The sequence below is a fragment of the Colwellia sp. MB3u-55 genome (assembly GCF_014076785.1).
Taxonomy (GTDB): Bacteria; Pseudomonadota; Gammaproteobacteria; order Enterobacterales; family Alteromonadaceae; genus Colwellia_A.
In genome coordinates, this window is sequence record NZ_JACGUS010000115.1 from 68,018 (window position 1) to 82,404 (window position 14,387).

Here is a 14,387-nt window from a genome sequence, read left to right on the forward strand (position 1 = left end):
TTCAAAAATGCAGAATTAGCGCTTATTGATATAAGTGCAGCTGTATTGTTTATCTTTTGGGATCGTTATAAACCAAATTATTCATTAAGCTGGTTAATCATTGACTTAATTGAATATTTTAATAGAAGAATAATAAAATAATGAGCAAATTAATATTAAATCTTAGTGCACTAACAGGAGCTTTAAGTGTTCTTTCAAAAAAAATGCTTTCATTGTTATTACTCAGTACGCTAATAAGTTGTGGAGGTGGGTCAACTCCAACAGAAAAAGAGACTATCAATGCAGATACTGATAACGACGGAGTATTCGACCAAGTCGATTCGTGTCCTAATACATTAGCCAATACCACTGTCGATGCGAGTGGTTGCGACATCATTATTGTTAGTGTCGATACGGACAGTGATAATGATGGAGTTAAAGATGCAGATGATACTTGTCCTGAAACTCCAGACAATACAAGGGTAGACAGCTCTGGCTGTGCGGTCATTGAAGAGGTTGTTGATGTGCTTGTTCAAGCAGAAGATTACATCAGCTATTTTGATACCACGGTGAGTAATGAAGGCGGAGCAAGTTACCGTAATGACGCTGTAGATATCGAAGTTACCACTGATGTGGGCGGCGGTTACAATATCGGTTATACCCAAGCAACAGAATGGCTAGAATACTCGGTAACCTTAAGTGCTGGGACTTATACCATTAGCAGCCGCGTGGCTTCAGATTCAGGCGGTGGTAATTATACGCTGTCGATAAATGGCAATACAATTGGTAGTGACAATGTTGCTAGCACGGGGGGATGGCAAACCTTTGAAACCCATGTGGTTAATTCCTTTTTAACGACAAACGGTACTTCTACCTTACGGTTAGCGTTAAACGCAGGTTCATTCAATATTAATTGGCTGCAAATAACAGCGGTTATTGACGATGATTTAGATGGTATTGGTAACGACCTAGATTTGTGTCAAGATACGCTTGAAAATGCAGAAATTAATGAGGTGGGGTGTGCTGACTCAGATGGTGATGGCGTGTTTAATAATCTGGATAATTGTCCAGATACACCTATCGGGACCTTTGTGGATTTTCTGGGTTGTGAAGCCGTAGAACAGTTAATTGAAGTGGCGTTTAACAACGATATTCTTGTTGGTGGAGAAGACAGCCAAAAGCCAGGTTTTAGCTTATATACCTTTGATAATGACATTGGATTTGACGGCAGTAATTGCAACGACGGTTGTGCGGTTAATTGGCCGCCGCTTCTAGTGACTGATGGTGTCGCTTCTGGTGTGCCAAATTTATCAATCATTAATCGAAATGATGGCACAACACAAGCTGCCTATCAGGGTAAACCGTTATATTTTTATAAAGGTGACACCGAAAAAGGAACCATTGAAGGTGCGGCTATAGCGGGTTGGAACCTTCAAGAATACGGACTTTTTGGTGACATCGTGCCACTTTTTACCTCTAGCACGGCACAAGAACATGCTTTAATTTATGTAACTAATGATGCTGTGGTCACCAAGTTTGCTGACAGAGGACGTGATCGTCATGCTAAAGAGGATCAATTTCAGCAATACGACCATTACCTTTCTCATTATTGGACCCATAGAACAGCGCGCTATAAATTCACCGATTATGTGGCTAAAGGCGGCTCATCTATTTTAATTGAATGGGTAACACAATGGCAGCTTGAGGCATTAGAATTTAGGGCATGGTATTCAGGAATGAATACCATTGCTGAATACCATGGTAATTATGAGCCTAACGTTGTGACGGTCGGTCACGGTAGTTACGATGACGACCTTGTGCAAACAAGTACAAGTGGCGATCAATATAAATATTCAGTAACCATTAATGAGTTTCGCGGACTTAACGGAAGCACAGAAACCCTTAGTATTGGCCAACATATGGAAATTGAAGTCAGTCAGTTTTTATTAGGCGTTCCTAAGGGGCGGTCAAATTATTACGGCACAACTTATCTTTATCAAGTCGGTAAAGGTGGCATGGTTCCTTGGAAAACAGTCGGAGATTTTGATGATAAATCATCGGAGCGTGAAAACTCACACCCTATTGCTAAACAAGGTTGGTTAGGTGGTAATACCACATTACCTTATCAATATACAAATGAACCTAATGACCACTTCATGCAAATGGCAACTAATTTATCAAGTTTAAATGGGCAAGCGTTCGTTTTAGGAAGGCGTATACATCATACTTCTTTTGTTGATGGTAAACATGATGAAGACCCAGCCAATGGTGTTTTTTCAGAAATGGCAGGTAAGTCAGGTACGCATTTTGTTAATCATAGCTGTGCAAGTTGTCATGAACGTAATGGTAGGGCAGCTCCCGCAACTATTGGCGAGGCATTAGATAAATGGGTCTTTAAAATTGCTGATGCTGATGGTGATCCCGATGCCCAGCGTGGTGATGTTTTACAGCCATCGAATACGGGAAGCGTACAAAGCGAAGGAACGGTAGTTATTGAATCATGGACTGAGGTTAATGGATTACGTTCACCTAATTATAAGTTTTCAACAGGTACGCCAGAAAAATTCTCAGCACGTATTGCACCTCAGCTTGTTGGTCTTGGGTTATTAGAAGCAATTCCTGAAGAAACTATTTTAGCGATGGCTGATGTCAATGATGAATTTGCTCCCTTTGGTATTTCAGGTAAAGCGCAAAGTACTATCGATCCAGAAACCCAAGATATTCGTCTTGGGCGTTTTGGTTGGAAAGCCGCTACATCAAGCATAAAGCATCAAGTTGCGGCAGCGTTTAATACTGATATGGGGGTGATGACCTCTGTACTCCCATCACCAGATTGTGGTTCTGCTCAACAAGAGAGAAATGAATGTGGTCATGACCAATCTGAAATAAGCGACCAGCACGTAAACAATTTAGTGAAATATATTGCATTGTTGGGTGTGCGAGCGCAACGAGGCCTTGATGATCCTCAGGTACAACAAGGGCAAGCGTTATTCTCAAGTATTGGCTGTGTGGATTGTCATACCGCAACACTGCAAACCAGTATCTATCATCCGTTTACAGAACTAAGAAATCAAACTATTCATCCTTATACCGATTTACTGTTACATGATATGGGTGAAGGTCTTGCTGACAACTTAGGAGAGGGTAATGCTACAGGGGCTGAATGGCGAACAACACCGCTATGGGGCATAGGTTTGTCGGCTTGCGTTACTGGAGGTGTAGAAAACCCAGTTGGCGGCCAAGGTAATGAAGTTTGTACGCCCGAGCATAGTTATTTGCATGATGGACGGGCGAGAACGATTGATGAAGCAATTCTCTGGCACGGTGGGGAATCAGAAGCTTCTAAAGTTAAGTATGAAGCACTTTCTGATGCTGACGAAGTTTCATTAATAGCCTTTTTAAAATCACTATAAAATCAGCAGCTTATTAAATTGATTATCGATTGATTTAATAAGTTCTTTTAAGAGAAAAGAGAAAAGAGAATGATAATGAACCAATATTCAGTTTATCCGCGCAATGTTAATTCAATGCTAAAGAATATCAGTTTTAAAAGTCGACTGTTTTTAATGAGTTTGCTAATAACTACACCTACTATGGCAGGTTGGGAAGTTAACTATATAGATACTTTTTCAGGAGACAGTGTTAATTGGCAAAATTGGACGGCCCAAGTCGATGCTAATTTTAATAACGAAGTTCAGTGTTATACCGATGATGACAGTTCCATTGATAAGAATTTTGATGTCTCTGATGGCACCTTAAAAATAATCGCCAGAAAGCAGCAAACTAATTGTGTAGGCTTGAATAATCAATCTAGAGATTGGACCTCCGGTCGAATTAACGGTAAAGATAAACGCGAGTTTCTCTATGGCAGAATAGAGTCAAGAATTCGTTTTCATAACCTTGAAGGGGGGGCTTGGCCGGCGTTTTGGATGTTAGAGAATCGTATTGCTGAAAGCCCACGTAAAAATGATGATGACTTTGTTAATTGGCCCAACCCCGGTGCTGGCGAGATTGATGTATGGGAATGGTTTGCCAACAGCCCGAGTACTTATATAACTAACTTTTTTAATACCGGTGGCGGCTCTTGTGGTAATGAAGTGAGATTTGCTTATCCAAATGGCGCTAATGATGTACTCGATTGGCATGATTACGCGATAGAATGGGATGAAAATAACATATCATTTTATATGGATGATACCTTAGTCACTTCACATAATGTATCGAATTGTCCACAATATAAAGAACCGATGTTTGTTTTACTCAACGTTGCTATGGGGGGAAATCTAGGTGGGTCGATAGACCCAAGCCTGCGTAAAGTAACCATGGAAGTGGATTATTTAGCGCACTGTACTGCTACTAATCAAAATAATGCTCAGCGCTGTAATGAAAATACGCCCGCTGTTTATGCTGATGATGATAATGACGGCATAGAGAATAGTCTTGATCAGTGTCCAAATACTCCATCAGGAGAAAGTGTTGATGAAAAGGGCTGTTTCGAGGAGATAGTTAATATATCTCCTGAAGTTTCTTTGTCGATAACACAGAATAATGTGACTGTGTCATCCGTTGATATTAGCGGAGGTTTAGTCACAATATCTGCTAACGCCACTGATGAAAATGCTGACGATATCCTTTCTTATGTTTGGCTTATATCCGGTACTATTCCATCACCTATTATCGACGGTGGTCTTGTTATTTTTGATCCCTCTTCTATGGCCGGCGGGAATTCATATCAAGTAGACTTGACCGTAACTGACAACGGTAACCCAAGACTTTCAGTAAGCAACACTATTAAATTTAGCGTTAACAATATGCCGCTTGACGCTGGCGATGATGAGAGAGAAAAAAGTAGTGGTGGTTTATTCAGTTATTTACTGCTGCTGATGTTGATAGTATTTAGGCAAAAGTATCTTCAACACTAAACTCACTATTGATAAAAAACGTTTGTAATTATGGCTCTGCTACAGGGGGAGTATACTTAAATATATTTAATGATAACCCCTCTATCATTTGATGAAATATGCTAGTGTTAAATTGTGTTTTGTGTGTGATTATAGACAGTTAGTTGACATAAAACTTTATTGTTTATATATAAAATATTACTGTGCGATGGGTGTTTTTTCGCCAACTTAATCAGTGTTTTCTATCTAACGCCATACAGTTTAGGGAATAACGTTGTGGGGCCATGACCGTTAACTCAGTCACTATTGACCTACTAATTCTTGCGTAGTTATGGTCTTTTCCATCGAAATTGCCCAGCCGACTAACAAGTCACCCTACCAGTAAAAAAATCTTAGTCGCGACGCCATCGTCTGAATTTATAGGTAAATTCAGACGATCTGCCATTCCTATAAACGGTCAATAGTACGACACCAAAGATAAATAATTGGATAGTTTTTTTGATGCTTGGATAGGCATGGCGATGTTTTTATTTTTATAAATTTAATTATATCAAAAACAGCCGCTAAAAATTGTCGATGCAACAGGCGGCTATAAAAACTCGGTCGTGGTAGCTGAAAATGTCTTTTTTTGGTTGATTAAGAGCGACTAGTCAGCTCTTTAAGTGATAAAAATACCTTATATCTGTCGTTAAACTCAAAACTGATGATCAAAATAGCGAATAACCTTAGTAGCTTGCTGAAAGCATAAATTAGGTATATGTTTTAAATAAGTAAAGGTTAATTAATCAAGAAAAAGATAACATTTTAGCTATTTACCATGGCTTGACATTACACCAGATATAACTAAAGACGTTATTACCTTAATTAGGAAATTTAGAGAATGGAAAATATTGAAAGGAATTCAAGCCTAGGCATTATCTTAATTATATTCACACTGTTATTTACCGCTCAAAGTCATGCAATAGAAAAGCTTCGTATCATAGGTGAAGATTCATTCCCGCCGTTTAATTATTACTTAAGTGAAGGTAAACATGTACCCCGAGGGTTTACAGTGGAATTGGTAAAATTGATTCTTAAAGATATAGGAATAAATAAAGAAACTAACATTGAATTACTTCCTTGGGCAAGAGCATTAAAAGTTATTGAAAATGAAGCTAATGTTCTTATCTTGGATATCGTAAGGAACCCGTCCAGAGAAGAACTTTATAAATGGGTTGGGCCTATAGCCCAGCGCGAAATATGGTTGTATAAATTAATATCTAGAAAAGATATTCAAGTGAACTCATTAGAAGATGTTAAACACTATATGGTGGGTGTTATGCGAGGTTCATCCTCATCTGATAAACTAATAAAAAACGGCTTTAAAGAAGGGGATAATTTAGCCTTCGTTACGCGTAAAAATCAAAATATAAATAAGATTATTCGAGGTCGTATTGATTTTGTAACTTTTAGTCCGGTGGAGTTAGCCTGGCGATTAAAATTACTTACGCCTAATGTTGATATAGATAATTTTGAAGCCACTCAGCTGTTATCAGGGGAATATCAGTATTATTTTGCCTTAAGTAAAAAAACATCTGATGAAACAGTTATCCTATTACAAAATGCATTGGATAAAGTAAAAGATGATGGGCGTTACCAAGCACTTTGGCAAAAATATATGAAGTGATTTTGTTAAGCCAATAATACGGTTCATTTTCTGGTACCTTCTTCTCTGCAAGCTCTCTAAGTAAAAGTTACTGCAGTTCTTATTTTTAATATTAACGACATGTCTTTTGGCTTTTATCTTTTGATTATCTAGTGGTCGTTCGCCTAAAATCAGTTTAAATCACAAGCAGTGCTCAATAAAACATTGGATGATCCTAGCCACAAAAAAGTATCCTAAACAAAATAGGCTCAATTAGGGTAACTTTTAAAAACAAGGTTGATTTATTGGGATATCAGTATTAAGACAGGCGGTGGTTAGTTATAATATTGCTTAAATAAGCTCGTGTTGCAGCATTATATTATTTTATTTATTTGATGTACTGCTTTAAAAGTAACTCGTGCTGACAAGTTTTAAGCGATAGTGTGTTCTTTGTTAACTTATTATCTAACAAATATAGACAATCCACACTAGAAATATACCTAAGGGCAGGACATAGATTTGACTATAAAGTGGCACGATCTCATCGAAAAAGCATGGAATGATAGAAAAGTCTTAAATGAATCAGATGAATTTGATTCTTGGCGTGTTTTCCATGGTTACACCGAAGGAGCGCCGGGTGTAGTTATTGAAAAATTTGGCACTATGGCCTTGGTCGAATTTAAAGACGATATTCGTGAGGACCTTGATGTAATAAAAGATGCACTATTACAGTGTTTTCCCTTCACGCTTATTATGGCAAAAGGTGATCAAACTCTCGGGTTACGCTTGAAGAATAGAATGTTCTCGCTTCATGGCGATATTGCTGATGCGCCAGAATTTACCAAAGAATACGGGGTCTATTATAGTTTGCTTGCCGACACGATGCATAATTGTGGTTTATATCTGGATGCACGTCCCGTTCGTAAGTGGTTAGCTAATAATAGTGAAGGCCGTCGCGTATTGAATTTATTTTCATTCACGGGCAGTTTGGGTATAGCGGCTTTAAAGGGGAACGCGAAGGCAGCTATTCACCTGGACAGATCGAAAGCGTTATTACCGCGTATTGAAAAAAGCTACGAAAAAAATACTATGGAATTTGGCACTCGCAGCTTTATAAAGGGTGATATATATAAGCATTTACCTAAGGCAATAAAAAGTGGTCAACAGTTCGAAGGCATTATTTTAGATCCACCACCAACTGTTTATAAGTCACCTTATGCAGAGCATCAGCCTAAAGGACAAGATTTTTCTAAATTGGTTAGTATGTGTTCAAAGCTTTTAAGCCAGGGCGGTTGGTTGATTTGTTTATTTCATCGTTATGATGCAACGTGGGATGAGTCAGATGCTGAAATTATTGAATCATCGGGTCATACTTTGAAAATGACAGAACGGTTTACCAGTGAGTGTGATTTTCCTGATGATAATGTTGACCGCAAGTTAAGAGTGACGGTATTCGAAAAAATTTAAGATAGATAATACCAACAAGTCATCACCCCTGATAAGTGAGTGGTGATGACTTATTTAATACTTTGCTGCTGCACAATAATAAATTGTAGACCTTTGCCGAACAAGGTAGTTATGCAATAATTTTTGTGGATTTTAGCTGGCTAGTAGATAAATACTATTCACCATATCAACAAATCAGTCTAACGCGGCTATCATTAATTTTAGTTATTATTTTTTCATGTTGCATTTTAGCTATTACTTATTTTCTTGAAAAGAGATGAAAATATTTTATATCTTTAATTGCAGGTGTGTTATTAAACTTACCCGCGAGTGATCGCTTGGCCGTTAAGGTGACTTATCATTACAAGACAATCGTTTAAGATTGATTTTTAATGTCTCTACTGGCTTAAAAGTATTAAATCAACAAGGAATGAACCTATGACCAATCCTTTGATTATTAACATACTGGGATATTTAAAAAAACAAAACAGTGCTTGTTCCATAATTGATTTAGTCAACCTTTGCCAACAGGAATTTTTGCTACTGATAGAAAAGGATGTTGATCCTCAAATTGCCATATTTCAAAAGAATTTTTTTGTTATGAATGCGCTTTATCAAATCCAACGAGATATTAAAAACGAAGGTTTTTTACTGACTATTTTTCCATTAGAAATTTGTTTAGTGCGAAATCACGCTGCGGCCAAAGATACTTTGGCTATGCGCGATACTGATCTAGCCCATTACTATTTAAACTGGTCTAACTTGAATAACATTACCCTTGCAGAAGTGGAGTCACTCTTTGCCCGTTTTTGGCAACATTACCGTGCAGTGGATAAGGTTGCTGCTGCTCTGATGACTTTAGGGGTAGATAAAAATATTGATTGGTCTGGGATACGTCGGGCCTATCAAAAGAAAATTGCCATTACCCATCCCGATAAAGGTGGCTGCGCGGCTGATTTTATTGAAATTCGCCTAGCCTATGAGGTATTAAGTTGGTGTTATCATCGCAAGGACTAATTTTACACTTGGTGATATTACACGACGCTAAGGAACTGATAATTGTAGAATTGCAAAGATAGTTTTTAATATCTGTCGTTAGACAGCCAAAGCGTGCATTTTAGCGGGAGAGGGATCTTAGTGCTGTTTGATTTTAAAGCGACTTAGTGCTAAGTTTTGTTGATAAAATGGGCTTGTATAACGATAAGCTTTCTAATAATCAGTTAATGAAATGTGTTTTCAACACACAACTCTATTATGGATATATTACGGATAATAGAGTTGACTGAGATTTATTAATTCCCCGGTAAGATATTTAAGAAAATACTTAACTTATACTAACGACTATGAAGAATAAAAATTAATAATATGAAATTAAGAATTACCTTTTACCTGTTATTAACTTTCACATTTATTCACAGTTTTCCATCAGTTTCACAAGAGCTGGACAATGAGCCGTTAGGTGTTATTACCGTTGTTGCAACTGAAAAAGACTTACCCTTTAGCTTTAAGCTCCCCAATGGCAATCCTAGTGGGCTTTATGTTGAATTTTGGCAGCTCTGGTCTAAAACTAACAATACTCCTATTCGTTTTGTTCTATTGCCCTTTGAAGAAGGTATAGCGTTGATCGAACAAAAGAATACCTTACATGTTGGGCTTTTTAAGAATCAGCAACGACAACAGTGGGCTAATTTTTCCTTACCTATCCATAATGTACAAACCGGTATCATTTATAATCGCTCAATTGACAAAAAATCTAAGCTAAGAGAATTAAGTGATATTAAGATAACCAGTCAATATTTTAGCTTTCAAGAATCCTACCTTAAGGAAAACTTTGCTAGCTTTGAGCAATCAACGCATAAAAGCTTTGATGATGCTCTCGAGGAGTTATTAGATAATGAGGTTCAGGCTGTTGTTGCTGAGTTACCTAGTGCCTTTGCACAAATAGCAAAAAAGGGCTTAACTGGAGTATTCACTATTTCTGAAGAGATTATTGCTTCTAATAATGTCTTTGGGGTGATAGCAAAAGGTCAACCTGAATTATTAGCTAAAATTAATGCTGGTATTGAAAACATTCCCGTTAATAAAATTATTGAATTAGAAAAACAGTGGCTCCCCACCTTAAAACCCTTTTTTCAAAAATCATCAACCGTTGCTAGTTTAACAGAAAACGAAAACAAATGGCTGTCACAAAATAATTCTTTTAGTTTGGGGATAGACTCTGCATTCCCTCCTTTTGAATTTAATGATGAATTGGGTGAACATAGCGGAATATCAGCTGATTACATGTTGTATGCAAAACAACAACTGCAAATAAATTTAACACCAACAGTAGGTATGAGTTGGGGGGAAGCGCTAGAGGAATTTAAACTTGGCAAAATTGATGTCATGTCTTCAATTTTTTATACAAAAGAAAGAGCTGAATATCTAAATTTTACTGAACCCTACTTCGAAATTTCTCTCGTCATTGTTAGTAAGAAAAACGCTTTCTATGCTGAAAGTTTATCGTCATTACAAGGCAGGAAGTTAGGTTTAATTAAAGGCTATGTTTATAATGAATTGATTAGTCGAGATCACCCCAATATTAAAATTGTAGATGTTTTATCGGTTGAAGACGGACTTAAAAAATTACAGTCGGGGGAAATTGATGCCTTTGTTGATTCTATTGCCGCGATTAATTATGAAATAAACAAAAATAAAATTAATGACCTGATTATTACCTCCTTTACCCCTTATACACTTGAATTATCGATGGCGGTAAGAAAAGGGCTTGAACCTCTTATTCCTATTTTAAATAAAACCTTTGCTGCGATGAATGAAAAAAAACGTTCTGCTATCGCAAATAATTGGTTATCGGTACACGTTCAATCGGGTACTGAATTATCAACTATTCTCTTCTGGGCATTACCGATAGTCTCATTGCTCATTTTGATTATTTTAGTGTTTTTTCGTATGAATAAAAAACTCAAAATAGAAATTGATGCACGAGTGATCAATGAAGAAAAACGCATTACCGCCCAACAAGATTTGGCTGCACAAAAACAAGCGATGGATGAACATTCGTTGGTCCTTGTAATCGATATTAACGGTATTATTAGCTACGCCAATGATAAGTTTTGCGCCATTATTGGCTATAACCGCAAAGAACTCATCGGTAAAAATCATAGTATTCTCAATGCTAATAACCAGTCAAAATATTATTGGCATAAGATTTTTGCGGCGATCTCTAAGGGGAAATATTGGCATAATGAGGTGCGTATTAAAGCTAAAGAGGGGCAATGCTATTGGGTAGACACTACGATTGTACCACTTTACGATAAAAATAAATTACTCAGTGGTTATACTTATATCAGTACTGATATTAGCCATCAAAAAGAAACGATTATTCGCTTAGCTGAAGCCAAAAAACAAGCGGATGTTGCTAATGAATCAAAAACCGCTTTTTTAGCTAACATGAGTCATGAAATCCGTACACCGATGAATGGCGTCATCGGCATGACTAACCTTTTACTTGATACGGCTCTAAATCCAGAACAACACAATTTTGCGAAAACAGTAAAAAATAGTGCCGAGTCATTACTGTGTATTATTAACGATATTCTTGATTATTCAAAAGTTGAAGCGGGCATGTTAGCGCTTGAACCACTTGAATTTGATTTAGAAGTATTGCTCCATGACCTTGCTACTAGTCTCGCTTTTCAAGCGCATAACAAGGGTTTAGAGCTAATTTGTCCGGCTAATATTTTACCCGCTCAGTCATTTATTGCAGACTCTGGGCGTATTCGTCAAATACTCAATAATCTTATCGGTAATGCGATAAAGTTTACAGAGCAAGGCGAGGTTTCAGTCTATTGCAAAGTACAAGAGCAGACCAAGCAGCACACTAAATTACTCTTTGAGGTATCTGATACCGGCATTGGTCTAACGTTAGCGGATCAAAACAAGTTATTTGAACGTTTTAGCCAGGCCGATGGTTCAACAACCCGTAAATATGGTGGCACCGGATTGGGGCTATCTATCAGTAAACAATTAGTTGAATTGATGGGCGGCGAGATAGGCCTGAAAAGTGTTGATGGAGAAGGTTCTACCTTTTGGTTTAGTATAAATATTGCTAATGCTGATAACATGCGACCCAAGAAAATTTATGACAATTTACAGAATCAAAAGATACTGGTGGTTGATGATAATTTAACTAACCGGACTTTATTAGGTTTATTACTGACCAAGTGGCAAGTCGAGCATACCCTAGTAAATAGTGGCGATGAGGCATTAGAAAAACTCACCCAAGCTAGAATACAAGGATCTCCTTACCATATTGCTATTTTGGATATGCAAATGCCTGAAATGGATGGGTTTCAACTAGCAACTAAGATTAAAGCCGATAGCGATATTTTTTCAACGACTCGTTTATTAATGTTGACCTCACAAGGGCAACGTGGCGATGTTGAAAGATTAAAAGCGGCTGGCTTTAACGGATATCTAAACAAACCTGTTGATCAGTCGATTCTCTACAATACCTTAATGACCATTGCTGGCGTTAATGCCCAACAACCTTTGATCACAGCGTTTAGCGCTCGTGCACTTCCGCAGTTCAAAGCAAGGGTTCTTGTTGTAGAAGATAATGCTATCAATCAAAGGGTCGCACAAGGTCTGTTGAGAAAATTTGGTGTGCAAGTCGACCTAGCGGCTAACGGTGAAGAAGCACTAAACTCGTTACAAAACTTCCCTTTTGATTTAGTCTTTATGGATTGTCAAATGCCAGTAATGGATGGCTATGAAGCGACTAAAAAAATTCGTCTTCCTCAATCTAAGGTACTTAATAGCAATATTCCAATAATCGCCATGACTGCCAATTCAATGCAAGGTGACCGAGAGAAGTGCTTAACCGCAGGAATGGACGACTTTATTGCTAAACCTGTGAACCCTAACAAGCTACAAGAGGCGTTAAAACGCTGGCTACCCAAATATTAAGCGTTCGTTATGCAAGTAGTTAAAAATAAGAAAAAAGCTTAAGTTATATTTATCAAAGCCAAAATTAATCGAACCTGTGAAATGTTGATATTGACCCAAAATACAATACTTGTCAGCGAGTAAAGCTTTTTGTGTCAGAGTCTTAAGTCACGTATATCGTCATTATCTCAATTTAGTGGCAATCGTGGTAATAAATCAAATATCACCACCAATTGCTAACTATCTAACATGATACGGGCTTTTACTTGAGGCAACTTCCAGATGAAATACACTGGAATTATTGACAACATTAATAACACCAATTGCTCCGCTTCATTGAGTGGCAATAGTTGTAATAAATAAACAATAACTGCTGAACCACTCATTTGTACAAATCCTAGCAGCGCTGAAGCTGAACCTGCTTTTTCACCAAAAGGTGCTAGAGCTTGTCCTGCACAAGCTCCCATCAGTAATGAAAAACCAAGTGAACTGATCATTATCGGCAACATAAAAGCTTCAGGCGTTTGCCAAGTTAATAACGTTAACATTAACAATCCGGCGACAATCAGCAAAACCATACCAAAACCTATGGTTACCCGCGCACCAAATTTAACTAAAACCTGAGGAGCCAAAAAACAAGCGACAATATTAATGACAGCATTGAGACTAAACCAATAAACAAAGCTCTGTTGATCTAACCCCAATCGCACCATTAACCAAGCAGGAGAACTCGTTACATAAGCAATAATAATTGCCATTGATAACATTACGACCAACGCATTAAAAAGAAAGACAGGGTGTTTCGCTACCGTAATAAAATGCCCCAAGCTGATAAGGTTTTTAGAGGGGATGGTATGCGTGGGCCTGGTTTCTTTGAGGGTAAAAAACAAAATTAAACCGGCAAAAACAGCATACCCTGTCATAAATTGAAAGTTACTTCGCCAGCCAAAATACTCGGTTAAAACATTTCCCAGCAATGGTGCAAGCGCAGGAATACAACATATAGCACTGTTCAAATAAGAGTACATCACGCCACTTTCTATTGCGTTATATTTATCACGAACACTGGCAAAGGCGGCTACAACAATGGCGCAAGCACCAAAGCCTTGTACTAAACGGCTGAGGAGAAAAAAGGTTAAGTTATCTGCATAAGCACATAGAAGAGAAGCCAAGCCATAAATTATTATACCAGCCATAGCAACGGGACGACGACCATATCTATCGGCGAGTGGGCCACTTATTAGTTGACCAAAGCCCATGCTTAAAATAAATATCGTTATGCTCCATTGAATTTCCTTCATGGGAACAATAAGCTCTTCAGCCATAATGGGTAAAGCGGGTAAAAATATATCTATGGCTAAGGGGCTAAAAATAACCATTAAAATTAGTAGTGGTAAAAGTTGTTTGTTTGTCATTTTAGTCTCAATAATGATGACTGCCTAGTATAAGATATTGGCGTTATCAGCAGAAGCGAATTATTGTTAATTTAA

7 protein-coding genes are annotated in these 14,387 nt (G+C 37.6%); 6 read left to right on the forward strand and 1 reads right to left on the reverse strand.

Annotation, left to right across the window (positions count from 1 at the left end):
* Nucleotides 1-140: 140 nt before the first annotated feature.
* The 6 genes from H4J66_RS20635 to H4J66_RS11140 all read left to right on the forward strand — a co-directional run bounded on the left by H4J66_RS20635 (nucleotide 141) and on the right by H4J66_RS11140 (nucleotide 12,918).
* Nucleotides 141-3,392 (forward strand): di-heme oxidoredictase family protein, encoded by a 3,252-nt coding sequence (locus H4J66_RS20635; RefSeq protein ID WP_182174440.1) that lies wholly within the window; start codon nucleotides 141-143, stop codon nucleotides 3,390-3,392.
* Between the two features lie 75 nt (nucleotides 3,393-3,467).
* Nucleotides 3,468-4,901, forward strand: a complete 1,434-nt coding sequence (locus tag H4J66_RS11120; RefSeq protein ID WP_259368469.1) for a glycoside hydrolase family 16 protein — start codon at nucleotides 3,468-3,470, stop codon at nucleotides 4,899-4,901.
* 859 nt (nucleotides 4,902-5,760) lie between these two features.
* Nucleotides 5,761-6,546, forward strand: a complete 786-nt coding sequence (locus tag H4J66_RS11125; RefSeq protein ID WP_182174443.1) for an ABC transporter substrate-binding protein — start codon at nucleotides 5,761-5,763, stop codon at nucleotides 6,544-6,546.
* Between the two features lie 477 nt (nucleotides 6,547-7,023).
* Nucleotides 7,024-7,971: a class I SAM-dependent methyltransferase gene (locus tag H4J66_RS11130; protein ID WP_182174446.1), complete on the forward strand. Its 948-nt coding sequence runs from the start codon at nucleotides 7,024-7,026 to the stop codon at nucleotides 7,969-7,971.
* A gap of 417 nt (nucleotides 7,972-8,388) precedes the next feature.
* Nucleotides 8,389-8,967 carry a DNA-J related domain-containing protein gene (locus tag H4J66_RS11135; protein WP_182174449.1) on the forward strand — a complete coding sequence of 193 codons (579 nt, stop codon included), beginning with the start codon at nucleotides 8,389-8,391 and terminating at the stop codon, nucleotides 8,965-8,967.
* Between the two features lie 348 nt (nucleotides 8,968-9,315).
* On the forward strand, nucleotides 9,316-12,918 hold the full coding sequence (locus H4J66_RS11140; protein ID WP_182174452.1) for a response regulator: 3,603 nt from the start codon (nucleotides 9,316-9,318) through the stop codon (nucleotides 12,916-12,918).
* A 215-nt stretch (nucleotides 12,919-13,133) separates the two neighbouring features.
* Here the strand turns inward: H4J66_RS11140 and H4J66_RS11145 are convergent, their stop codons facing one another.
* A complete protein-coding gene (locus H4J66_RS11145; protein ID WP_182174455.1) occupies nucleotides 13,134-14,312 on the reverse strand; it encodes a multidrug effflux MFS transporter in 1,179 nt (392 codons plus the stop codon).
* Nucleotides 14,313-14,387: the final 75 nt, after the last annotated feature.

Coding starts and splice junctions, on each gene's coding strand:
- H4J66_RS20635 (WP_182174440.1), top strand. CDS start 141: ATGAGCAAATTAATATTAAATCTTAGTGCACTAACAGGAGCTTTAAGT.
- H4J66_RS11120 (WP_259368469.1), top strand. CDS start 3,468: ATGAACCAATATTCAGTTTATCCGCGCAATGTTAATTCAATGCTAAAG.
- H4J66_RS11125 (WP_182174443.1), top strand. CDS start 5,761: ATGGAAAATATTGAAAGGAATTCAAGCCTAGGCATTATCTTAATTATA.
- H4J66_RS11135 (WP_182174449.1), top strand. CDS start 8,389: ATGACCAATCCTTTGATTATTAACATACTGGGATATTTAAAAAAACAA.
- H4J66_RS11140 (WP_182174452.1), top strand. CDS start 9,316: ATGAAATTAAGAATTACCTTTTACCTGTTATTAACTTTCACATTTATT.
- H4J66_RS11145 (WP_182174455.1), bottom strand. CDS start 14,312: ATGACAAACAAACAACTTTTACCACTACTAATTTTAATGGTTATTTTT.